This is a genomic window from Photorhabdus sp. RM322S (assembly GCF_042879395.1).
Lineage (GTDB): Bacteria > Pseudomonadota > Gammaproteobacteria > Enterobacterales > Enterobacteriaceae > Photorhabdus > Photorhabdus khanii.
Genome location: NZ_JBHFKW010000028.1, coordinates 1 through 23,746, shown reverse-complemented (window position 1 = coordinate 23,746; position 23,746 = coordinate 1). Strand labels below are relative to the sequence as shown.

Genomic DNA, 23,746 nt, shown 5'->3' with positions numbered 1-23,746 from the left:
ATTTTCCAACTCTATTTATTGCTGGTAATCACTTTTGCGTTTACCAGCAATTTAGTATCTGTTGTCGTCCGTAAATTGATAAATAAGAATATTTTACCTGACTATAACCTTAATTAAACAGGAAATTTAAAATGAAAGTTGACGATATATACTCCAATGCCTTTAATTTTGGATCTTATATTAACACCGGTGTCGATCCCAGAACAGGTCAATATAGTGCAAATATCAATATTATCACGTTAAGACCAAATAATGTGGGTAATCTGGAGCAAGCACTGAGTCTATCATTTTCACCATTAACGACTTTAAATAATGGGTTCGGTATTGGCTGGCGATTCTCATCAACCACATTGGATGTAAAAACATTAACATTTAGCCGGGCAAATGGGGAACAATTTAAATGTAAACCACTTCCTCCTAATGGTCATGATATCAGCTTTAAAGATAAAAAATTAAAAGATCTCCGTGTACATAAATTTGATAGTAATATTTTCTATGTTTATAATAAGAATGGTGTTATAGAGATACTTAAACGAATTGGATCAAGTGACATTGCAAAAACCACCGCAATTGAATTTCCTGACGGTGAAGCATTTGATTTCATTTATAACTCAAGGGTTGCATTGTCCGAAATAAAATATCGTGCAACTGGAAAAAACTATCTTAAACTCAATTACGATGGAATTAATTGTACCTCAGTTGAATACCCTGATGATAATAATATCACTGCGAGAATATCATTCGATTATCGGAATGATTATCTGATCACCGTGACGGTGCCTTATGATGCTTCAGGCCCTATTGATTCTGCAAGATTTAAAATCACCTATAAAATGTTGCAGGGTATATTTCCGGTTATAGATAATTTTCGTACGCCAACCGGTTATATTGAACTGGTGAGTTATAAAGAAAATGGACATAAAGTAACAGATACCGAATATATTCCTTATGCTGCTGCATTGACTATCCAACCTGGCAATGGGCAACCGGCAATTAGAAAATCCTATGAATACAGCTCGGTACATAATTTTTTGGGATACTCTTCTGGTCGGATAAGCATTGATTCCAGTCAAGATAATTTATATTTGGTCACTGGGATATATAATTATTCATCAATTGAACGTGTTTTAGATGGTACAAAAACAGTTTCATCAACGGAAAGAGTGTTTAATAAGTTCCATTTGATGACCAAGGAAGCCAAAACCCAGGACAATAAAAGAATTACAACGGAAATTAAATATAATGAAGATCTGTCGAAAAGTTTCTCTGAACAACCCGAAAATTTACAGCAACCAGCGCGTGTGGTAACACATTATACTGACCTACAGGCAAATACCTCACGGGAAGAGGTGGTTAATATTGTCACTGATGATTGGGGCAATACCTTACGTGTCACTGAAACAAGTGGGATACAGAAAGAATACGTTTATTATCCTGTCAACGGGGATGGAAATAATTGCCCTGCTGATCCATTGGGTTTTTCCCGGCTTTTAAAATCAATTACGCAAAAAGGATCGCTCGACGCCTCGCAGAAGGTAGCGGATAAAGTGACTCACTACACATACAAGAAGCTGCCAACTTTTACCGGTGCTTATATTAAAGAATATATCTGTAAAGCTTCAGAAACAGTCGATAGCAAAATAGTACGAACTTTTACCTATATTAATTCACCTGCAAGTAAGACGCATGGTTTGTTGGAGAAAGTATTTTCTGTACAGAATAATCAGTCAACGGTAACAGCATTTAAATATGAATATTCAACAAGCACCATTACCACAACCGCCACGGTAACGGGGTTCGATGGTGCAAAAATGCAATCGAAAAATGTGACCTCTATTTATACACAGCGGCAGCTTCGCAAGGTTGATGTAAATCATGTCATTACGGACCAATCCTATGATCTTTTAGGCCGAATTACTGAACAAACTATCGACCCTGGGACGACAAAAGAGATTAACCGTGGTTATGCTTATCAATATCCCGGTGGAGATGAGAATAGTTTCTGGCCAGTGATGATAGAAATTGATTCTCAAGGTGTCAGACGTAAAACCCATTACGACGGTATGGGGCGTATTAGTACAATTGAAGAGCAAGATGATGACGATACTTGGGGCACATCGGGAATTTATCAGGGTACATATCGTCAAGTACTTGCCAGACAATATGATGCTTTGGGGCAATTGGCTAAAGAAACCACAAATGATTGGTTATGGGATTTAGCTTCTAATCCTCTGACCCGCCTGACGACGCCTTTGGTCACAACGAAAACCTATCAATATGATGGCTGGGGAAACCGTTACAGTACTGAATACAGCGATGGTCGGATAGAACTGGAAATCCATAATCCTGTTGCAAGGACGATTACGCAGGGAGTGAAAGGACAGGGGATGTTAAATATTCAGCAAAATAACTTTGACCAGCCAGGTTCTATCAAAGTTGTCTATCCTGATGACACTGTATACAGTTCTCGTACCTATCATTATGATGGATTTGGCCGCAATGTGACTGAAACTGATGCGGAAGGCCATGCCACACAAATAGCTTACGATGTGTTTGATCGTGTGGTGAAAAAAACGCTTCCGGATGGGACCCTATTAGAATCCACTTTTGCTGGTTTTAGCCATGAAGAGTTAATCTCTGCACTGCATGTCAATGGAACACAGTTGGGCGCGATAACCTATGATGGCCTTGGGCGTGTAGTAAACGATACGGTTGGTGGTCGTAAATCAGAATATGTATATGGGCCTCAAGGTGATAAACCTATTCAATCCATTACGCCTGCACATGCCAAGCAAAATATAGACTATCTGTACCATCTTGGCAGTGTCATGTCCAAATTTGCGACAGAAACAAGCCAGCAAAATTTTCGTTACCATACAAAAACGGGCGCTTTATTATCTGCGTCAGACACTGCGTCCCAGAGTAATTATAGTTATTTCCCGTCTGGTGTATTACAACGAGAATCATTGTCGCAGGGGAATAAACCGATTTCATCAGGTGATTATCTTTATACGATGTCTGGCTTGATTCAGCGTCATAAAGATAGTTTTGGTCATGATCATGTTTATAGCTACGATGCTCAGGGGAAATTAGCCAAAACTCAGCAAGGTCCACAGGATGCGACATTTGAATATGATCAGGTTGGGCGACTGGTGACCACAACAACAACGGACACGACATCATTATCCCAATTAGTGACAAAACTCGAATACGATGTTTTTGGTCGGGAAATAAAACGTACGCTAGTCAGTGATTTTGCAATACAAGTTATTACACTGAGTTATACCAAGAATAATCAAATCAACCAACGTATCACCTCCATCGATGGGGTGGTGATGAAAAATGAACGCTATCAATATGATAGTAATCAGCGTTTAAGCCAGTACCAATGTGAGGGAGAACAATCACCGGTTGATCATACCGGCCGTGTGTTAAATCAACAAATTTATCATTATGATCAATGGGGAAATATCAAGCAGCTCGATAATACATACCGGGATGGTAAGGAGACAATCAATTATTATTTCAGTAAGGTCGATCCGACCCAACTTATTCGTATTACCAGCGATAAGCATCAGATAGAGCTAAGTTATGATGCTAACGGTAACCTGATACGAGATGAAAAAGGTCAGACTCTCATTTACGACCAGAATAATCGCTTATCACAAGTCAAAGACGGTAAAGGTAACCTGATATGCAGTTACCAGTATGATGCACTGAATAAGTTGACAACACAGATTTTAGCGAACAGTACAGTTAATCGTCAGCACTATGCTTCAGGTAAAGTGACTAATGCTCAATTGGGTGATGAAGCGATTACCTGGCTGAGTAGTGATCAACAACGGCTTGGTCACCAGAGCACAATAAAAGGTCAATCAAGTTACTATCAATATGGTAATGACTGCAATAACACCGTTGTGGCGAGTCAGAACGAAAGAGAATTGACCTCTTTATCCTATACACCTTACGGTTTCAGGAGCTTAATTTCTTCGTTACCCGGTTTAAATGGTGCGCAGATCGATCCGGTAACAGGATGGTATTTTTTAGGTAATGGGTATCGTGTTTTCAATCCGGTTTTAATGAGATTTCATAGCCCGGATAGCTGGAGTCCTTTTGGCCGGGGAGGGGTTAATCCTTATACTTATTGCCAGGGTGATCCGATAAACCGGATTGATTTGAATGGGCATATGAGTGCAGGAGGGATATTAGGCATTATATTAGGAGCAATTGGTATCATTGTCGGTATTGTATCACTGGGGGCTGGAGCGGCGATTAGTGCTGGTTTGATTGCCGGTGGCGGTATTATCGGTGCTATTGCGTCCACCAGCGCAGTTGCTGTCACCGCGACCGTAATTGGATTAGCTGCTGATACGATAGGGATTGCGTCAACAGCAATAGCGGAACAAGATCCGAAAACGTCAGGGATATTAAATTGGGTAAGTCTTGGGTTCGGGATTTTTAGTTTTGGCATCGGCGCGACGACATTTGCCACTTCGCTGGCAAAATCAGCAAGGGGGGGTGCTCAAGCAACCAGTGCGGGTGTGATTGGATCAGTACCTATTGAATTTGGTCAGGTTTCCAGCCGTGCCAGCAAGCGCTGGGATATTGCCTTATCCGCAGTATCATTGGGTACAAATGCGGTGTCGCTCTCTACCGGGATAGCCGCTTCTGCTGTTGCAGACAGCAATGCGAATGCAGCTAATATCCTGGGATGGGTATCGGTAGGTTTTGGTACTGTGGCGACAACCACAGGGTTGATAAACCTCGCACGTTCTGTTTATTCAGTAAACAATCAAACCTGGGAGCTGAGTTCATCATCGGGTACTTCTGAAGGAAGCGAAGCCTATACTTTATCCCGTTTCACCCAACTGGAGCCGGAAGCCGTGAATGTTCATCCAGCTGTTCGGGCTGTTGAGGTGAACCAGGCATTCCGCAATAGTACCGGGAATCTCTTTAGTGAATCGTCCATTGAAACCCGTAATGTGTTGCGAGGGCGTTTGACGATATAAGGATTCTGCGGGCTGAACGAAATAGCAACTATTGGGCGACGTATACGTCGCCTTTTGTGAAAAATCGGAAATGAGTTTAACGCTATTTTGCAAGCAGTCTACGATGATAATTTTCTTATTTTGCGATACCTAAAAACAAGGCCAGACAGCGATCCACTTGCTGCATCGTTGCGTAATCCAGTTTACCAAATACTGCTCCGGCTTTTTCTTTCGGGACAGTCATTGCCTTATCAATCATGACTTGTGACAATTTTTCAAGATTTGTTTCAGGGAAAGGTTTAATTGTCACCCGGAAGAGTGGTGCGTCAATCAATGTTGAGGTCACGGGCAAAATGGTAATACTGGGATGTTCATCAAAGTTGTCAGATTGGATAACCAGAGCAGGACGGGGCTTGCCATAAGCCCCTTGTAGAGCAACAGTTATTAAGTCTCCCCGCTTCACTCCCAGTCTCCTGAATCAGCCAGTTCATTCATCGCACCTTCTAATAGTGTATCCGTTTCCTTGTCTTGTATTGCTGTAGCCAGATGGCTTTGACGCCGGCACTCTTCTTTGAAATGAGGAAGGCGTGTATCAGGCACCCATATTTGAACGGGCCTTAATCCTGACTTCCTAAGCTGTTGTCTGTGTTTTTTTACACGATCTGTAACCTTATTCATCTTTCATCCTCGTGACATGTAACCATGTTCATAATATAACCAAAAAAACGTTACATGCAACACTTTGTGTACATCACTTTTTTATTCGCACATAGGGATAATCTTACTGTATATTATTTTAATATTGATATCGGTGCTTATAATAATTTTTCGGCAGGTGAATATTTTGCGCTTGTCTTAATTAAATTTCCGAATTTCTCTGTTATTTCTTTAGAAATGTGGCAAGTGTGAAGCAATTTGGGTAAATAATTAGCGGCAATCCCATTATGGTTGTATACTGTGAAAAAGAGATAATAAATAATGAGGCGCAATTATGACTAATATTTATATAAACAAATATGCTCCAAATAGTATCGTTGCGAAACTCCCATTGGCATCTGATAAGAAAATAGAAAAATGGAATGCGGAGAATTTGGATTTTCGCATTTGGACCCCGGGATTTGTATGGTTGGATGGCCAAAGCATTTCAGAGTTTCGCAACTTATTTCGTTATCCAGGTATTACAAATCTTTATCTTGCATTCACGTTTAAAGCGCAGTTTCTCACTCCACTAAGCTCTACAGCAGAAATGTCAAGGGCACAGCCAATTCAAGATTGGTTTTTTAATAATGGGGAATATATTGAGAATGGTTTTGATAATTTCGGCATATATTCCAGTGATACAGGGAGTGGAGAATACAGTGTAAATTTCATTGATCCCTGCTTTTATCTTATAAAGAATGGTGAATTGAATTATAGTGATAAGAGTTCTGGTTTTCCAAACCTTGTCCTTCGGGTGAAAAGTAAAGTCAGTTCAAATTTTCTAGTAAATTTAATTCCTACGGATTTTAAAGTTATTATTAGTTAGTTTCATACTATATTGAACCTCATCTTGGGTGGCTGACCTGAGTCAACACACCCAAAAGAGGATTCGCCTTATAAGCTGGTTTCCTTAACTACCTCATTTTCTCTCTCTTTTTCCAGCATAATCAGCAATTCAAGCATACTGATAATATCTTTAGATACTTCGCGGGCCTTTCTATGTGATAAGACAAGATTAGGGAACTTATTCATGAATGCGCTGACATTTAACTTTCTATCCAGATTGTTGTTCAACGAGGCTATCAATTGGGACAAGCAATCTCTCGCCCGTAGTAAATTTTGCTCCAGATAGGGTAAATATTCTTGATAAGTATGCAGCAGTTTTTCTAATTTTTTTGTTTTCAGACTACCCCCCGCATGTGGGCCCGGTTTCATGTTAGCCATTGCGCGAAATGTATCTTTTCCTTTGTTATAAATACCACGGGGATCCAGTCCCGCCGCCGCAGTCAAACCCAAAGCTAATTTTGAGCTAACGGATATTGAGCCATATTGCAGCAGGGAGCTGAAAGTACCCGCGGTCCAGTTACTCACACCTTCGGTAATAGAACTGGTAATCACATCAGGCGTGTTTGCTAGTGCAGTATCCAGCACAAAATCTTGCGCATATTCTCTGTTCACATAGGTACGATATAGCTCATGTAGTTTGGGGTAGCCGCTCAATTTATCCTGTAATTTCTCCATTACCTCACGTTCAATATCTTTAGTCGTATTGTTGGCACAGGTCGGATATAACTGGGTATGAACACCTGTTCTTGACGTAATGGGCTTTGCCAACTCTCCACCAATACTTCCTGCCGCCGCACTGGCGAGAAAAGAGAGAGCAGGACCGCCTGGAGCCGCAGCCGCGCCAGCTAATCCTGCACATATTGAAGCGGGAACTGAACGTATCATCGTGTCTTTAATTTCCACCAGTGCATTTCGCCCCATTTTATTCAACAGCTTTTGCGGTGAGCTAAGACGATACAATTGCTTTTGCAGTGCATATACATTCTGTCCCGCCATGACCATTGATCTATTTAACATATCAAATTCATATGCCAGTTTTATTTCCTCTTTGGTGAAACCTTCAAATCTGGAGTTTCCCATATTAACTTTTCCTTTGAATGAGAATGGGTTTATTTTTCTGATCAGATAATATTTCCATGATTTTTAGCGTTTCGTGAAAAAAATAAATTAATTTTTGACAAATCAGATAGTGAGGATATTGACTGACGGGCGGCAGTGTAATGTAAAGTTCCGGTAAACGGATGGTAATAATAAGGTTAAGCGGATTTCCATCCATAGTGGATAGTAATCCGCTATTAGTTATAGATAAAATTGTTACTTTCGATTATTTTGCCTCAGGGAGTTTAGCGAGCTTAATCCCCAGCAGCAGAGCTAAAAGGATGAGCAGGGTAATAAATAAAACGACGCCGTTCCAACCCCATTGTAGCCAGAATATGCCGCCAAAAGTACCCGCTACACTTGAGCCGGCGTAATAACAAAAGAGATAGAGAGATGATGCCTGTGCTTTGGCCCGACGAGCGCGACGTCCAACCCAACTGCTGGCGACAGCGTGTGCGGCAAAGAAACCGGAAGTGAGTATGACCATCCCAATTATAATCATCACAGTAGAGGGCAGCATGGTAATAAGAGTACCCATTAGCATCATACTAATCATCACTATGAGTATTTTTCCGAGTCCATACTGATTTGTTAATCTACCCACTTTAGATGCGCTGTATGTACCGGCTAAATAGACAATGGACAACATACCGACAGTTGATTGACTAAAATGATAGGGTGAGTCCAGTAAACGATAACTGATATAATTAAACATCGTAATAAACCCCCCCATGAGTAAAAATGCTTCGGAAAATAATAATGGCAACCCTTTATCACGAAAATGTAATCTCAGATTTATCAATAAAGATTTAGGTTTGAGAGAACTTGGCCGGAAACGACGGGATTCAGGCAACATGCGACAAAACATAATTGCAGCAATTAAGGCAAATAAGCCTAATACGATGACAGAAACCCGCCATGAGAAATGATCAGTTATCACCCCCGATATTAACCGCCCACTCATTCCGCCAATAGCATTACCGCTGATATAAAGCCCCATTGATAAAGCAACAAAGTGAGGATGAATTTCCTCACTAAGGTAAGTCATTGCAACGGCTGCTACGCCACTGAGAGATAAACCAACCAGAGCGCGCACAATCAGAATTCCATGCCAACTGGTCATAAATGCACTGAGTAAAGTGAAAAATGCGGCGGCAGATAGCGCGGTTACCATAACATTTTTACGGCCAATAGCATCAGATAAAGGGCCGGTTATCAATAACCCCAGCGCCAGCATCCCAGTCGAAAGCGATAAAGATAAACTGCTGGTGGCCGGAGAAACGCCAAAATCTTCCGATAATATAGGTAAAATTGGTTGAACAAAGTAGAGCAGGGCAAATGTTGCTAATCCTACGGTAAAGAGTGACAACGTCACCCTGATATACAAAGGATCTTCCTTCTGAATATAATCTCTCTTATTTTGCATATCCTGGACAAGATTATTATCGGGAGTTGGGTTTTCGCTGATGCTACGGGTGGTGCTCACATGATTTCCTTAATTAAATAAGCAACTTGCATTTTGATCCAGATCAAGCATATGAATTGCAAAATATTTTGTCTAATATATTAATCATTAATAATAATATGTATTAGATCTCAAAGGTGATTATGGCTATCGAATTACGGCACTTACGTTACTTTGTTGCAGTTGCAGAGGAATTACATTTTGGTCGCGCAGCAGAGCGGCTTAATATTTCACAGCCTCCGTTAAGCCAACAAATTCAGTCACTTGAAAATAGTATAAATGCACAGTTATTAGAGCGTAATAACCGGAATGTAAGCCTGACCCCGGCAGGTAACATGTTTCTGGAGGAGGCTTATCAGATTCTGGCGCAGGTTGATGCCGCAGTGATAAAAGCAGCGAGAATGCAAAAAGGCGAATTAGGTGAAATATCTATTGGTTTCACGTCTACAACACCGTTTATGCATAAAGTCACGTTGAGTTTACGGCAATTCCGCGAACGATACCCAGAAGTATCTATTCATATGCATCAAATGAACACCAAACGCCAGATTGCTCCGTTGCTGACTGGGCGGTTAGATATTGGGATCATGCGTAATACGCAATTACCGGATAACTTGGAGCACCGGCTATTATTTCGTGAATCTTTTATGCTGGCTGTTTACGATGGACACCCTTTATTAGAATATGCTCAGCTGGGAATAAAGCTCGACATGTTGGCGGGCCATCCATTGGTATTTTTTGAACGTGAAGTTGGAACTGCTTTGTATGATGAAATCGTTACTTTACTTGCCCAAGCGGGTGTGACACCGATGATTTCACAGGAAGCCGGTGAGGCAATGACTATTCTTGGTCTTGTCTCTGCTGGGCTAGGGATCAGTGTTGTGACTGAATCTTTTACCCGTATGAAAGTCGATGGTGTTCAATATATTCCATTAGCTGATAACCAATCTTTCTCTGAGGTTTGGTTAGTCAATCATAAAAGCCGACCCGTATCAGCCGCGGCAGACAGACTGACAAGACTACTCATATCTAATATTCTGAATGAGAAAAATGAGTAAAAATCAGCTAAATTTCGTGCTTAATATCACATATTGATTGAAAGAATGATACTTTTTGCCTAAAACATCGACATAATCAGCCGACAATTATTTTGAAGCACAAATTAATTAAAGAGCGAAAGGGTGAGTATGGATGGACAACCAGGTCATATTGATCAAATAAAACAGACTAATATTGGTGCTGTTTATCGGTTAATTGATCAATATGGCCCAATTTCCCGTATTGAGCTATCTAAAAAAGCACAACTTGCCCCAGCGAGTATTACTAAGATTGTTCGTGAATTGGTTGATACGCACTTAGTGATGGAAACAGAATTTCTGGATTTGGGATTCAGAGGACGCCCGGCGACCGGACTGAAACTTGATTCTGAAAGCTGGCATTTATTGTGTGTTAATATTAGTCTGGGAAATTTAATATTGGGTCTCCGTGATCTAAGCGGCAAGTTAATTGTTGAAGATGTCTTACCATTACCGGCCAGCAATAGAAAATCCTTTTTGGACTGTATTACTGATGAAATTGATGCATTTTTTGGCCGATATCACTCTCGTCTTGAGCGTCTGACAGCAATTAGCATTACTATAAACGCGATTGTTGATCCGATTAAAGGTTTAATCCGCGACTTTCCCTATTATCAGATTCAAGAATTGTCAATAGGTGAGTACCTGCATCGTCGCATCGGATTACCGGTATTTCTCCAACATGAAATCATAGCCTGGACGATGGCTGAATCGTTATATGGTGCGGCAAAAAATTGTCAGAATATTATCCAAGTTGTTATTGGTGAAAATATTGGGATTGGCGTTGTCATTGCAGGACAAACATTACATGCGAGCAACGGTAGTGTTATGGAAATAGGGCATATTCAAGCTGAACCTGATGGTGAACGTTGCTATTGCGGTAACTTGGGATGTCTGGAAATAGTTGCAGGTATCAGTCACATTTTATCCAGAGCAAAGCAGCAGTTAATAACGGCGCCAGATTCTTTACTTAACTGTGAACCGCTGACTATTGAATCATTCTGTCAAGCGGTGAATAAAGGAGATACTCTGGCAATGGATATTATCCATGATATAGGGGTAAAAATTGGTCATATTGTCGCAATTATGGTGAACTTATTTAACCCAGAAAAAATTCTGATTGGTTCTCCACTTAATACTTCACAGCAAATTTTGTATCCTGTTATTAATGAATGCATTCAAAAACACGCTTTGCCTGCTTATAGTAAACAGGTTCAGTTGGTTGCAACCGAATTCAATAACTCAGGAACATTATCTGCGGTGTCATCAGTTAAAAATGCTTTATATGACGGCTCATTGTTGGTTAATTTAATGAAAGGATAATAGACCTGATAAACGTTCTCTGGTTGTAATATTTGCTTTATATAAATTTTTTCTTCCTCAATTTACGCAATAATTAAACAAAACATTGAGCTAACGCAATCTCCCTTATAGCCGTACCCTCTAAACTTAAGTGCTCATTAACCGGATTTTATCTGTCATTATGGAAAACAGAATTTATGTTAACTCGCCTATTTGTTACGGGGACAGATACCAACATCGGTAAAACAGTTGTTACCCGTGCATTATTACAAGCTTTTAATCGTGACGGAACAACAGCCGTAGGTTATAAGCCTATAGCCACAGAAGGGTATGAAACAGAAGAAGGAATGCGTAATCGAGATGGTCTGATTTTACAAAAATCCTCTCCCGTTCAGTTTAAATATGAAGAAATTAACCCCGTTATCTGGAAAAGCAGTTATTGTGAAGAAAATCAGGTTGATTTCGATCAGATGAAAAAAGGATTAAATAACCTTAGCAGTAAAGCAGATTGCGTTATTATTGAAGGCAACGACGGTTGGCGTGTGTTGTTGAATGATGAAACTTTTTATTTTGATTGGGTGATTCAGGAAAAAATTCCAGTCATTTTAGTGGTAGGTATTCAACCTGGTTGTGTAAATCATTCAATTTTAACCGCTCAGACAATCATAAATGATGGGTTGCAGTTAATAGGATGGGTAGCAAATAGGATTAATCCTGGTATATCGCATTATGCGAAAGTTATGGATAGATTACGCCGTCACATTAATGCACCACAGTTAGGTGAAATCCCTTATATTTTACGTCCGGAAGAAAAAGATCTATCCTGCTATCTGGATATTTCCACCTTATTAAAACAGGTTGTAAAATAATAAAGAATTGAAATATTGAATGAACAAAATAGACAAATATTTTGACTGTGATGTTTGAAAATTTAATAAGAAAACCTCACTTTTAAAAAAAGTGAGGTTTTCCATCAATCCATTGCCATACGATATTATTAATCATACATTTCAAATTCCACTTTGCCGTCCTGTAGGGTTCAGGTATAGAAAGCGTATTTTTAGCTTTTGCGACACCCTCGGCAGAAATTAAGCCTGATTACTGGTAGCAAGAATATAGCGCGTGATATATTAGGTATTTCATATAGAACAGTACAAGGCTGGAGAAATCCAGCGTCAGCAAATATGACAAAGGATATATATGCCAAACAAAAAAGAAACCGAATCCGAAAATTTCGTGGTGCCTGGTGAATATACAATTTCATGCACCACAAGTCCCCACGCTACCTTCGGTGATCCTGGATATATAAAAATCAAAGTGTTACCGACTTTCTCGTTCCATAATTGGATGAAAGCCGTTCCAAATTCCCAGCCATTGGCTAATATGACAATATTTGGGACGCACAACTCATGTGCTAGAAGATCGGACTTTGTCTTTGGAAAATGTCAGACATACAATCTAGCCGCTCAACTTAGAATGGGAGCTCGTTATCTTGATATACGATGTTGTGTTAAGAAAGGCTCTTTCCAAATGCATCATGGCCCAATAGATGAAAAAATTAATTTCGATGACGTTATGAACCAGTGCCTTGCATTTTTGAGGGATAATCCGTCAGAGACAATTTTAATGAGGATAAAACAAGAACATTCTACCGCTTCTAATCAGGAGTTCATGAATATATTCGATGGTAAATATGGTGAATATCGTAGTTCAATGTATTTTAATCCCAGCGGAGCTAATGTTAGCTTGGGGGCGGTGAGAAATAAAATCACTATCATTTCGAATGTGAAAACGCTAGCTGGAATTCAGTGGGATGATATACGGAAGCAAGATTTTGATAGTGAAAATAATGTCTCTAAAAAATGGAAATTAGTTAAGGACCAATTAGATAGTGCATCTAGTGCTTATGCCGCTAACTATTCTGGTTTTTATTTCAATGGGCTCAATGCACATAATAGAGATGATGCTAATGAGTCAATTGAACATATTGCCAAAGAGATGAGAAAAAAATTATTAGATTATTTAAAATCAACGAGTACTCAATACTACGGTATATTGGCGACCGATCATATTGATATATTCAACGAAAATGATATGAAGACCATAATTTCCTGCAATAATATTACAGGTGACATTGTGTAAAAGCCTGACCGAAAAGAGTTGAGAGCATGTTATGATCCGGTAAGAACATCAAGATTATACTCCTCGCAAATATAGTTAATGAGCACTTTTCATCCTGCTTGCTCAATCGCTTGGGAAAAGGCACTTTCCAATGCTTCTGTCCACCAGTGAGTCAGCTGTTCATGACGGCCGTTTGAATCGCTAATTATTGGGTGAGGTGAACCGCCTTCACCCAAAATATGCGCTTTTTGGCTATCGACAATAATGACCTTAGTACTTTATGTACCGCAATCAATACTAGCGTAGAGCGCCATGTGTTACTCCATTTCCAACATAATTTTGATATCTGTCGGACGGCCCTCAGCGGCTCGCTCGTAAGCCTGAACGCTGTTTTTAAATTTATAGGTTGCGGACAATAGGGGGGTTACATTGAGCTTGCCAGAGCTAAGTAAACGGATAGTACGAGGATACATATTTGCGTAGCGGAAAATGGTTTTGAATGTGATCTCTTTAGCTTGAGCAGAGACAATATCAAGTGGTACCGGATCGATAGGCATACCAACCAGAACAGCTGTTCCACCTAGTGCAATGTGCTCTGAAATAGTCGCAACGACGGGTTTTGCACCACTACATTCAAATAGAATATTGACGCCATTACCATCGGTTAATGCGTTAACTTTCTCAGCAAGTACTTTGCTATTAACAGGGTGAAGACCTGGATACTGTTTTGCAATTTCTAGTTTTTCATCAAATACATCACAAATAATGACATCAGAACAACCACCGGCTAATGTAGCCAGTGCAGTCACAATTCCGATAGTGCCGGCACCAACAACTAATGCGATATCTCCTGGTTTAATTTCTGCTTTTGTGGCGGCTTGCATACCGATAGCTAATGGCTCAACCATTGCACCTTCGGCAAAACTGACATTGTCAGGTAATTTGAACGTAAATGCTGCTGGGTGAATAACGCTTTCACGTAAGCAGCCATCAATAGGGGGAGTCGCCCAAAAACGGACTTCTGGATCTAAGTTATAAATACCTGCCCGTGATTGTGGTGATTGCAGATTAGGAATGCCAGGCTCCATACAGACACGATCACCCATTTTTAAGTGAGTCACCTTTTTACCTACCGCGGTGATTACACCTGATGCTTCGTGCCCGAGGATCATCGGCTTTTCGACAACAAATGGCCCAATACGCCCGTATTGGTAATAATGCACATCGCTGCCGCAAATCCCCACAGAATGAATTTTTATCTCAACATCATTTTCACCCAATATTTCGGTGGTTTCCCAGTCTTGAATTGAAATCTGACCCGCTTTTTCTAATACTAATGCCTTCATGATACACTCTCGCATTATAATGTTATCGATATCAATTGGTTGGGGAGATATTAGAACGAAAATTATTATATTTGTGTGATGTAAGTTGAAACTTTATTAAAAATAGATGTTTTTTACGTCAATCAAAAAAGAAAGCTGTCCTGTTTGTCATTTTTTTGACATATATAATTTTTCTAGTGATAAAATCACTTATAATATTTCCTATTTTAAACTACCAACTTGATTTTTATAAAATAAAATATTTAACAATAGAGGTCGAAGGCGTATAGCCTCGACCTCTATTTATTTAGATTGGAAAATATTTGCGTAATATTTTCTCTGAATTCCGCGTATCCCCCAGAAAAACAATAAAAGTTTATTCTGTGACTGACGGGTTTGTGGATTGGCTCCCTTGCCGGGTATACACAATCTTTTTGGTATTATTTTCACAATGACCAACGATCTTACCACCGGCTTGTTCGGTTTGGTCATTAGGAATAATTTCCAATTTAAAGCTAGATTCCGGCACACCATTATGGATAATTTTCTGAGTAATCTGCTCTTTCACGCTTTCGCATGAAGCTTGTGCAGCAAGCGCAAATGGAGATACAGTAACGAGCAACGCACTGAATAAAAGTGCTTTTTTCATCTTCATTATCATCACCTTATATTACGGTCTGATAGGCATACCAGTATTGCTGTCTAAGCAACGTTCGGTATTGGGTTCCCAATAAGCATTGATATTGGTGCTTTTCATACATGCATCGCGAGCGTCAATCGCTTTATCGAACTTATCAAATTCCTTCTCGGCACGTTTATTAACTTTGGTACGAAGATTCTTGGTTTCATCCCATTGTTCTTTACTTTGACGGGCCGCTTCTTTACTTAGCGCAGTATCTCCGTTGCCATTTACTGTGACGCAGGTTCCCCCGGAAGAGCAGGTTGCCGCCAGTGCCGGCGCTTGCCATAACAAAGGAATGACCAGCGCGATAGCGGGCATAGCTTTTAATATCAAAGAATTACAAAAATTCATCTTTTATCCTCTTGAAAGAGAGTGGAGCCAAACTCGATGGCACAATAGGAAATTATCAGATAGATAAATTATAAGATAGCATGAAGATATTCAACAAATTATCAAGAAGAATGTGATTATATATTTCTATGCACACTAAGTCCGGCAAATGACTGACAAACCGGCATCATTTCCAATGTATTAATGTTGACATGTACAGGTAAGTTGGCAACCCAAAAAACGGCTTCTGCGACATCTTCAGCTGTTAATGCCTGAGTTCCATCGTAGGTTTTATTCACTTTATTATTGTCACCTTTAAAGCGGACTAAAGAAAACTCGGTACCGCCAACTAAACCGGGTTCTATATCAGTGACACGGATATTTTTCCCTTGTAAATCTGCCCGTAAGCCCAGACTAAACTGTTTGACGAAGGCTTTAGTTGCGCCATAAACATTCCCACCTGAATATGGCCAATTCGCAGCAGTAGAACCGATATTAATAATATGCCCATGATTTTTTTCCACCATTTCAGGCAGCAGGGCACGGGTCATATTCACAACGCCTTTAGCGTTGGTATCAATCATTATTTCCCAGTCACTTTGGTTAGCCAGATACGCGGGTTCTAATCCAAGCGCCAAACCTGCGTTATTAACTAAAACATCAATATTACGAAGTGATTCTGGCAATTGTTGTATAACCTGGCTGATAGCAGCCTGATCAGTCACATCAAGTTGAACCGCGTAAAAATCATCACCCAGTTCAACTTTTAAGTTTTCTAACCGTGCCTTACGGCGGCCAGCCCCAATAACTTTAGCGCCATTTTGAATGAATTTTCGGGTGATCGCTTCACCAAAACCTGATGTTGCTCCTGTTACAAAGATAATCATACAAAACCCCTTGTGTACTAATACTATTTTTATTGCAGTAAATGGGGTTCTGCATTTTTAGTCAAGAGATCACTGAAAATTTTCAGTCATTTTCTTTTTACTCTTCCAGAATAATCTCTGGCAGTGGGAGTTGATCATTAATAATTGCATCTGCAATGCGGATTATATCCTCATCTAATGCACGATCAGTGACCAGGGGAGGGCTGATTTCACGTACCGCATGGTAAAATTTCGCTGTTTCAGGCGCAATTTGACTAATATTGCCACGGAGATAAATTGCCTGACAAACGATCAAAATTGTCATTGATACAATATTGCGTAATTTCTGCTCCATTTCTAAAACATCTTGTGCCGCATGTAATCCCAAACTGACAATATCCTGGTTATATTGCTCTGTAGCGAGAGTATGAATACCAGATGCAGCGCAATCATGACGGATTGCAGCAACTAAAGCAGTTTGAGAAAGCTGGACGCCTTTAAAACCTTGATACATGCCGGGAGTTGGGCTAAGTGAATTGGGTAACCCACGGGAAAAACGGTTATCCATCATAAGTGCCACAATTGCATGGAGGTGATTGGCGACTAAAGCGATATCCAGTTTTAACGCATCCATTGTCCGGGCGACATATTGCCCCATAAAGTTCCCGCCATGCAGAACATCGCCATTTTCTGGATCGATCAGTGGGTTATCATTCGCAGAGATGACTTCTCGCTCTAATATTTTTCGGGCTGTGGCTAAAGATTCTGGTACTACACCTAATATTTGTGGTGCACAACGAATTGAATAAACCTCCTGTAAGGTATCATTTAGTTGGGTGACTTCCTGGTGACGACAAACTTTATTTGCTTGTTCTTTAATCCCTGATAATAAATCAACCTGAGTCGAGCCTGCCAATAAATTACGCAATGTACTCGCTACGGCTTTCTGACCGGGATGATTTTTTACTTGCTGAATTCGGGCATCATAATGTTCATGAGATGCAAGTAATGCTTCAACAGCCAGGGCAATAGCAGAAATTGATGCTTTAAATAGTTTTTCCAGTTTAATAACAGCAACTGCGCTGATGCCTGACATTACCCGGGTGCCATTAATGAGGGCAAGGCCTTCTTTGGCTTGTAATGATAATGGCGTCAACCCGGCATGTTTAATTGCTTCAGCCGCACTAATTTCTTCTCCCATATAATACACTTTACCAATACCACATAATGCGCGTGCAATATAAGATAATGGAATCAAATCACCGCTTGCGCCGACGGAACCATAACGAGGAACCAGAGGAACAATATCATGATTAATATGATCGGCTATCGTTTGAGCAACAATGGGTCTGGTTGCAGACCAACCTTTGCAAACGGAAAGTAACATAGTGAATTGTGACGCTTTAATACAAGTTTTGGACATAAAGTCCCCGGTGCCGGCAGAGAGAAAAGTCAGCAGATTTTTTTGATGTTCTGAGATCTTATCAAATGGCACAACTAAGTTAGCATTCCCGCCAAATCCTGTATTAATCCCGTATATAACCTCGCCAGAATTTAATTTTTCCTCTAATTTTTCACGACCACGGCTCAAAAGCTCAATGATATCCTTTGATATTTCTACTTTTTTTTGTTTTATAGCAATATTATAGATGTCTTCCAGAGCAATAACGTTATTATTATTAATAATAATGGTTGGCTGAACATCTTTAGATTTCATTTTAATCTCCATATATAAGAGTGATAATAATAAATTAAAGAAACAAATACCCTTAATGATACAAGTTAGTATAGATATAAAATAAAAAAATAGTCACTTGAGAATAAAATCAAAATAAATTAATCGTAAAAATTAATTTACAAATCTTCATTAATATTGGTGATTGTAACAATAAAGATGTAATATATTTTCGATTTGATATTATTGTTTTTGGTTTTACCACATTATAATAAAGAGATGATAATGTTCAATGTGTTGACATAAAATTAGGTTGATCATTGACAATCAAACAAATAGCAATTATTTGTTTTCCTAAGAATACAAGCTAGAATATAATTGTGTTACCACACGAAGTAAAATAATTTGAATGTTCATCGAAAAATAAATTGATATCTAGTCGAGGTGATTTTATGTCAAAAATAATCAAGACAGATTCTCTTAGTGAACAATCTTATAAAATAGACAATTTCAATCCATCAACTGAAACAATAAATTTCAGTTACACATCGGGGAGAGTTTTATTACCGGTTTATAATAAATATGATACACAAAATAAGCCTAAAGTTTTTGGCTATTATACAGATTGGTCGCAATATGATGGCAGATTACAAGGAAATCAAGATCCCGTCAGTCGTGGTAGAGGAATAGATTTACAGCACCTTTTAGATAATCCTTTTGCGTATGATAAATTAGTTATTGGTTTCTGTGGAATATTAGGTGATGAGGGTGAAAAGAAGCAGCAAATTAAAGAGCAAGCACCACTATTTGCCCGCACCAATAACGGTGAAGTCACATTTACAGATGCCTGGGGTGATTGCCAGTCTTATCAGAATTGCACTTATTCTGGTTGGCAGGATATCCAAATGCCAAGGGATTTCGAGCAATCTAAAAGTATGGGCGTATTAGGTGGATTGGCTAAGATTCAACAGGCTGCAAAAGCCCAGGGCCATGACCTTATTATGTCATTCAGTGTCGGTGGTTGGACCATGAGTAATGGCTTTTATAATATGGTCAGAGACGAAACACTGAAATCCTATTTCTGTTCGAGTCTGGTTGATATATTCCGACGTTTCCCTATGTTCACCGAAATTGATATTGACTGGGAATACCCAGGTGTTGCCGGGAATGACGGTAATATTTATGCTCCAGACGATGGCGATTATTATGTTAGTTTAATTCGAGACTTAACCGCTGCTTTTAAAGAAGCGGGGCGATCGGATGTAAAAATAAGTATAGCCTGTTCCGCAGTGCCAGAAAAAATGGAGAAATCAAAAATACCAGAATTATTAGAGGTTGGACTATATGGTATTAATGTTATGACCTATGATTTCTTTGGTACTCCGTGGGCCGAAAAATTGATGCATCACACGAATCTTCGTGATTATCCTGGAGGTGAAAATAGTGTAGAAAAAGCGGTTGAATATTTACTGAGTATCGGTGTTCCTGCATCTGTAATTAATATTGGTTATGCTGCATACTCACGTAATGCCAGAAATGCGGTTATTGATAGTTACTCGCCATTATCCGGCAGTTATGATCCGGGCTATATTCCGAAAAAGGAACCGAAAATTACGACAACCGGTTCATTTGAATCAGGAACAACAGAATGGTACGACACTATATATAATTATCTGGATTTGGAAGGTAAAAAGGGGAGAAATAATTTTTATTTTTGTACTGATGATATAGCAGATGCTGATTATCTCTATAATAAGGAGAGCAAGTTGTTCATTTCTATTGATACCCCTCGTTCTGTTAAAGCCAAAGCTCAATATGCACTGGAAAAGAATCTGGGAGGAATATTTACATGGACTGCGGATCAAGACCGAGGCTTATTAGTCAATGCAGCCAGGGAAGGTCTTGGCTGTGAGTTAGTCACGAAAAAAATAGATATGACACCATTCTATTTTAAAGGCATCAATGTTGATCCGGGTGATCATGGCAAGGGCGGTGATTACCCGACATGGGATGCAAACAAGGAATATCAGGCTGGTGATAGAGTCAGTTGGAAGGACCAAAACTGGGAAGCTAAATGGTGGAATAGGGGCACTGCACCAGATGGCGCTGAAACATCTGATGCTTATCCCTGGATTAAAATTTCATAATTAGTTAAATGAAGCCACCAGTATGATATATGTACTGGTGGCGGATTATTTACCCTTATTTCTTCCTTAGTGCTTTCGGCTTAAATGCCGTTGTTTTAACGGCGGAATGGCAAAATGTTCTACCGCGTTTTGTGCGCTGCGCAACGAAATCCCAACGATTTCATTAGCGTATGTGCGCATCTGTTGCTCATAATCTGAAATTGCCTTGACTAATTCTTCATGCCCGGACGCTACGCGGGTAAGCGTTTGTGTGAGTAAAAGTGCATCTCTCAGCGCTGTGTTTGCTCCTGCGCCTGCCATTGGCGTCATATTATGAATAGCATCCCCAAGTAATGTGATAGGGCTGGATTGCCACGGTGGAAGATAGGGCATGCTGCGTAAAGGTATCAGAGACACGTTTTCCATATCGCTGTGTTTAACCAGAGTATGCAGGTTTGGATCCCATGAAGTCATACGGGACCGGACTAGATTGCAGAGCGATTCAGCAGAAAAATCAGTCACATTATTAGGAAAACTATCTGTTGCTGCTACGTAGACCCATACTATAAAATTATCGATTTCTGCCGAAGTAGCTTCTACATGAGTATCAACTGGAGCACGCCACATAGTAATAAACAGCCAGTCTGGGCTTTTCGGTATGATACTGTTGGGTGAGCCATCCAGGAAATTTTGTGGCAATATGGCTGCAAGAGCTGGAGTAAGACGCGAACGACCCACAATCATACTCACACCTACACTAAATCTTTCTATCGAGGGAAGGTACTGCTTACGTACTTTTGAGTTACTGCCATCGGCACCGATAAGAACATCGACATCGTCGTGACTTCCATCAGCAAAAAAAACCCTGACTCCCCCGTTTTCAATATTTTCATAACGAACGAATGCTTTGTTCCACTGAATTGTATTTGAAAGTCCCTTGATTAGTATATCTCTAAGTTCAGTTCTACTGATTGACAGGCGCTGCTCGGAAATGATCAGCCCGTTCATTGGAGAAATACCGCCCTGAACGGCAAGAAGACGCAGACGTTCATTATAAAACCGCGATTGCCCGCCAATATATCTTGACACCTTCTTAAAGGTTAACCAGTTTATATCTGGAAGACATTCTTGCAGTGCCTGTTGGCCGAATGTATTAAGATGAATCCCATAACCGGGAAGTTCGGATGACGCGGCAAGGTTTCGTTCATAGACTGTCACTTTTATGTTATTTTTGCGTAAGCCGTGTGCCAGACATGCACCACCGATCCCGGCACCAATGATACCAACATGCATCGTATTTCTCCCATTGTAGTATATGAACGATTCTGGATAAGTCATGGTAATATATTTACCTGACATTATTCATTTACAGCGATTACTTGTATTATAGTATTTGACGTGAAAATATACTTTACATAGGAAACGAGCAAGAAATATTTGTCTTTATTAATAAAAATATTCTTAAAATGAATCTATATTATTGTTTATTAAATGATATTAAATGATTATTTAAATCCTTAAGTTATCTAATTTAATTATTTTTTTGATGTTTTTATTTTATTTTTTTCATATGGTTAGCATCTGATTGCAATGAAAATATTAAATTTTTTAGTGTTTCATTTATTTATAAATACATGGCGTTAAAAGACGAAAAATAAATAATGTGATATTTATTTTATTAAAATTTAAATTATTAACGAAATATTATAAATGTGTTATGAAATAATTTTAACACTTGAAATTGTTGCTAATAATTCGAGTGTGATCACCATAGCATAATTAGTTATCGCGAGCGGGCATCTCCTGGATTGGATAAGAGGGGAATAATGACATAACTTAATTATGCATAAATATTTCCCTTCTATATTTATGGTGGGGATCAGTATCTCTATTTATCGGTTTTTATAGCAAATCAATAATATTTTTTAAGAAAACAAACTAAGTTTAATCTGCTATTTTATTGTCATTAGTTCCTGTGTTCTATAACTGGCACTATATATATTTTAGACGGTTTTTATATTGTCGATAAAATAATTACCATAAAAAGCTTCTTCGGGAGGAAGGGGCAGGGTGAACTCGTTCCGAAGATAAAATAAAAGGTTTATTCATGAGATTAAAAAATATCAATCTGTTGAAGGTTGCACTTATCGTTGCCTTTGTAACAAATCAGTCTTTTGCAGCAAGTAATGTTGTATTTCTGAACAATCCTTCACCGCAACATGTCAAAGACATCGGTAATTTTGTTGTGAAACGGACTGAAAAACCATTTTTTTCCGATGTTATATTATTCGCAGCCAACATTAACAGCAACGCTTCAAAGAATCCTGTGCTGTTTTACAACGATGAAATAAGTTCGATACTTAAAGAAAATATTTCCCTTGTGCATAATTTGCAGAAAAAAGGTATCAGAGTTCAACTGTCTTATCTGGGCAATCATCAAAATGCAGGTTGGTCATGTAATATGAGCAAGGAAACAGCAACGGCGCTTGCCAACGAAATGGTAGACGATGTCGTTAAATACGGGTTGGATGGAGTCAATATTGATGATGAATATTCAAGATGTTCCGGTAATCCTCAATCTTTCTATTGGGTAGCGGATGCGATCAAAAGCCATCCAAATTTTGCAAAAAAAGTATTAACCAAGGCCTTGTGGTCAGATTCGATCTACTTTAAGGAACCAACAAACATAGCAAATTTATTGGATGCAGGTTACGAGATGACTTATGCCGGCAATGTTAATAGCCTGGCTCGGTACGTCAATTTCGGGATGAAAAAAGAAAACTTGTTACTGGGTGTTTCTCCTGAAAGAAATTCGGTATCCGCAGTGCAGAAGATTACCAGATCGGTCATTAATAAAGGGTACGATGGGATGATGGTTTGGTCACCTAATACATTCTTTACAAATAGCCAAGCATCTCAATATTACACCGCGATCATTAAGGCAGAAGAGGGGGTAAATGAAGAAGTTGTATATGTCCCGAACACCAGTAAAGACAATGCAAAAAAGTAGCTTCAATATACATTAGTTAATATGTGAAACCACGTATAGAAGATTCAAAAACTTTCTATACGTGAACTTGTGGCACTAGGAAATATTTTTCTCTATTTACTCTTAACCTTAGTTCGATTAAATAAGGGGCGACCGCT

Annotated in this window: 18 protein-coding genes; 8 read left to right on the top strand and 10 right to left on the bottom strand. The window is 39.3% G+C overall.

Annotated features, from left to right (window positions below; genetic code table 11):
• Positions 1-131: 131 nt before the first annotated feature.
• Positions 132-5,009, top strand: a complete 4,878-nt coding sequence (locus ACGF63_RS16160) for an RHS repeat domain-containing protein (RefSeq protein ID WP_387632030.1) — start codon at positions 132-134, stop codon at positions 5,007-5,009.
• 115 nt (positions 5,010-5,124) lie between these two features.
• On the opposite strand, the gene ACGF63_RS16155 is transcribed toward ACGF63_RS16160, so the two are convergent.
• Entirely contained in the window at positions 5,125-5,451 is a 327-nt protein-coding gene (locus tag ACGF63_RS16155; protein WP_162524081.1) for a type II toxin-antitoxin system PemK/MazF family toxin, read from the bottom strand.
• On the bottom strand, positions 5,448-5,666 hold the full coding sequence (locus tag ACGF63_RS16150; protein ID WP_152962103.1) for an antitoxin MazE family protein: 219 nt from the start codon (positions 5,664-5,666) through the stop codon (positions 5,448-5,450). The genes ACGF63_RS16155 and ACGF63_RS16150 overlap by 4 nt, the downstream gene beginning before the upstream one ends.
• Positions 5,667-5,979: 313 nt before the next feature.
• Here ACGF63_RS16150 and ACGF63_RS16145 point away from each other — a divergent pair, with 313 nt between their 5' ends.
• Entirely contained in the window at positions 5,980-6,513 is a 534-nt protein-coding gene (locus ACGF63_RS16145) for a hypothetical protein (protein ID WP_152962102.1), read from the top strand.
• A 68-nt stretch (positions 6,514-6,581) separates the two neighbouring features.
• Here the strand turns inward: ACGF63_RS16145 and ACGF63_RS16140 are convergent, their stop codons facing one another.
• Together ACGF63_RS16140 and ACGF63_RS16135 are read right to left on the bottom strand one after the other, a co-directional pair.
• Positions 6,582-7,613 (bottom strand): hypothetical protein, encoded by a 1,032-nt coding sequence (locus ACGF63_RS16140; protein WP_152962101.1) that lies wholly within the window; start codon positions 7,611-7,613, stop codon positions 6,582-6,584.
• Between the two features lie 244 nt (positions 7,614-7,857).
• Positions 7,858-9,057: an MFS transporter gene (locus ACGF63_RS16135; protein WP_081738244.1), complete on the bottom strand. Its 1,200-nt coding sequence runs from the start codon at positions 9,055-9,057 to the stop codon at positions 7,858-7,860.
• Between the two features lie 182 nt (positions 9,058-9,239).
• Here ACGF63_RS16135 and ACGF63_RS16130 point away from each other — a divergent pair, with 182 nt between their 5' ends.
• The 4 genes from ACGF63_RS16130 to ACGF63_RS16115 all read left to right on the top strand — a co-directional run bounded on the left by ACGF63_RS16130 (position 9,240) and on the right by ACGF63_RS16115 (position 13,616).
• Positions 9,240-10,154: a LysR family transcriptional regulator gene (locus ACGF63_RS16130; RefSeq protein ID WP_036847269.1), complete on the top strand. Its 915-nt coding sequence runs from the start codon at positions 9,240-9,242 to the stop codon at positions 10,152-10,154.
• A 123-nt stretch (positions 10,155-10,277) separates the two neighbouring features.
• A complete protein-coding gene (locus ACGF63_RS16125) occupies positions 10,278-11,495 on the top strand; it encodes an ROK family protein (protein ID WP_387632025.1) in 1,218 nt (405 codons plus the stop codon).
• A 176-nt stretch (positions 11,496-11,671) separates the two neighbouring features.
• Complete coding sequence (bioD, locus tag ACGF63_RS16120) at positions 11,672-12,343, top strand: dethiobiotin synthase (RefSeq protein WP_152962098.1); 672 nt, start codon at positions 11,672-11,674, stop codon at positions 12,341-12,343.
• A gap of 331 nt (positions 12,344-12,674) precedes the next feature.
• On the top strand, positions 12,675-13,616 hold the full coding sequence (locus ACGF63_RS16115) for a phosphatidylinositol-specific phospholipase C domain-containing protein (protein WP_387632022.1): 942 nt from the start codon (positions 12,675-12,677) through the stop codon (positions 13,614-13,616).
• A 296-nt stretch (positions 13,617-13,912) separates the two neighbouring features.
• Here ACGF63_RS16115 and ACGF63_RS16110 read toward each other — a convergent pair whose 3' ends face one another.
• From ACGF63_RS16110 to stlA, 5 genes are all read right to left on the bottom strand, one after another.
• On the bottom strand, positions 13,913-14,941 hold the full coding sequence (locus tag ACGF63_RS16110; protein WP_387632020.1) for an NAD(P)-dependent alcohol dehydrogenase: 1,029 nt from the start codon (positions 14,939-14,941) through the stop codon (positions 13,913-13,915).
• Positions 14,942-15,296: 355 nt separating this feature from the next.
• Positions 15,297-15,569 carry a DUF1161 domain-containing protein gene (locus tag ACGF63_RS16105; RefSeq protein WP_152962293.1) on the bottom strand — a complete coding sequence of 91 codons (273 nt, stop codon included), beginning with the start codon at positions 15,567-15,569 and terminating at the stop codon, positions 15,297-15,299.
• A gap of 21 nt (positions 15,570-15,590) precedes the next feature.
• On the bottom strand, positions 15,591-15,953 hold the full coding sequence (locus ACGF63_RS16100) for a DUF1283 family protein (RefSeq protein WP_036847256.1): 363 nt from the start codon (positions 15,951-15,953) through the stop codon (positions 15,591-15,593).
• 116 nt (positions 15,954-16,069) lie between these two features.
• A complete protein-coding gene (gene ydfG, locus ACGF63_RS16095) occupies positions 16,070-16,819 on the bottom strand; it encodes a bifunctional NADP-dependent 3-hydroxy acid dehydrogenase/3-hydroxypropionate dehydrogenase YdfG (protein ID WP_036847253.1) in 750 nt (249 codons plus the stop codon).
• Positions 16,820-16,916: 97 nt separating this feature from the next.
• The gene (gene stlA, locus ACGF63_RS16090; protein ID WP_051477402.1) at positions 16,917-18,515 is read right to left on the bottom strand and encodes a phenylalanine ammonia-lyase StlA; all 1,599 of its coding nucleotides are present in this window, start codon (positions 18,513-18,515) and stop codon (positions 16,917-16,919) included.
• Positions 18,516-18,925: 410 nt separating this feature from the next.
• On the opposite strand from stlA, the gene ACGF63_RS16085 reads away from it, so the two are divergent.
• Positions 18,926-20,620, top strand: coding sequence for a glycosyl hydrolase family 18 protein (locus ACGF63_RS16085; RefSeq protein ID WP_387632016.1), 1,695 nt, complete (start codon positions 18,926-18,928; stop codon positions 20,618-20,620).
• Between the two features lie 66 nt (positions 20,621-20,686).
• On the opposite strand, the gene ACGF63_RS16080 is transcribed toward ACGF63_RS16085, so the two are convergent.
• The gene (locus ACGF63_RS16080) at positions 20,687-21,892 is read right to left on the bottom strand and encodes a stiblene epoxidase (protein ID WP_387632014.1); all 1,206 of its coding nucleotides are present in this window, start codon (positions 21,890-21,892) and stop codon (positions 20,687-20,689) included.
• An 814-nt stretch (positions 21,893-22,706) separates the two neighbouring features.
• On the opposite strand from ACGF63_RS16080, the gene ACGF63_RS16075 reads away from it, so the two are divergent.
• Positions 22,707-23,609 carry a hypothetical protein gene (locus ACGF63_RS16075; RefSeq protein ID WP_387632011.1) on the top strand — a complete coding sequence of 301 codons (903 nt, stop codon included), beginning with the start codon at positions 22,707-22,709 and terminating at the stop codon, positions 23,607-23,609.
• The last annotated feature ends 137 nt before the right edge of the window (positions 23,610-23,746 follow it).

Coding starts and splice junctions, on each gene's coding strand:
- ACGF63_RS16130 (WP_036847269.1), top strand. CDS start 9,240: ATGGCTATCGAATTACGGCACTTACGTTACTTTGTTGCAGTTGCAGAG.
- ACGF63_RS16075 (WP_387632011.1), top strand. CDS start 22,707: ATGAGATTAAAAAATATCAATCTGTTGAAGGTTGCACTTATCGTTGCC.
- ydfG (WP_036847253.1), bottom strand. CDS start 16,819: ATGATTATCTTTGTAACAGGAGCAACATCAGGTTTTGGTGAAGCGATC.
- ACGF63_RS16105 (WP_152962293.1), bottom strand. CDS start 15,569: ATGAAAAAAGCACTTTTATTCAGTGCGTTGCTCGTTACTGTATCTCCA.
- ACGF63_RS16135 (WP_081738244.1), bottom strand. CDS start 9,057: ATGCAAAATAAGAGAGATTATATTCAGAAGGAAGATCCTTTGTATATC.
- ACGF63_RS16085 (WP_387632016.1), top strand. CDS start 18,926: ATGTCAAAAATAATCAAGACAGATTCTCTTAGTGAACAATCTTATAAA.
- ACGF63_RS16110 (WP_387632020.1), bottom strand. CDS start 14,941: ATGAAGGCATTAGTATTAGAAAAAGCGGGTCAGATTTCAATTCAAGAC.
- ACGF63_RS16160 (WP_387632030.1), top strand. CDS start 132: ATGAAAGTTGACGATATATACTCCAATGCCTTTAATTTTGGATCTTAT.
- bioD (WP_152962098.1), top strand. CDS start 11,672: ATGTTAACTCGCCTATTTGTTACGGGGACAGATACCAACATCGGTAAA.
- stlA (WP_051477402.1), bottom strand. CDS start 18,515: ATGAAATCTAAAGATGTTCAGCCAACCATTATTATTAATAATAATAAC.
- ACGF63_RS16145 (WP_152962102.1), top strand. CDS start 5,980: ATGACTAATATTTATATAAACAAATATGCTCCAAATAGTATCGTTGCG.
- ACGF63_RS16100 (WP_036847256.1), bottom strand. CDS start 15,953: ATGAATTTTTGTAATTCTTTGATATTAAAAGCTATGCCCGCTATCGCG.
- ACGF63_RS16080 (WP_387632014.1), bottom strand. CDS start 21,892: ATGCATGTTGGTATCATTGGTGCCGGGATCGGTGGTGCATGTCTGGCA.
- ACGF63_RS16115 (WP_387632022.1), top strand. CDS start 12,675: ATGCCAAACAAAAAAGAAACCGAATCCGAAAATTTCGTGGTGCCTGGT.
- ACGF63_RS16140 (WP_152962101.1), bottom strand. CDS start 7,613: ATGGGAAACTCCAGATTTGAAGGTTTCACCAAAGAGGAAATAAAACTG.
- ACGF63_RS16150 (WP_152962103.1), bottom strand. CDS start 5,666: ATGAATAAGGTTACAGATCGTGTAAAAAAACACAGACAACAGCTTAGG.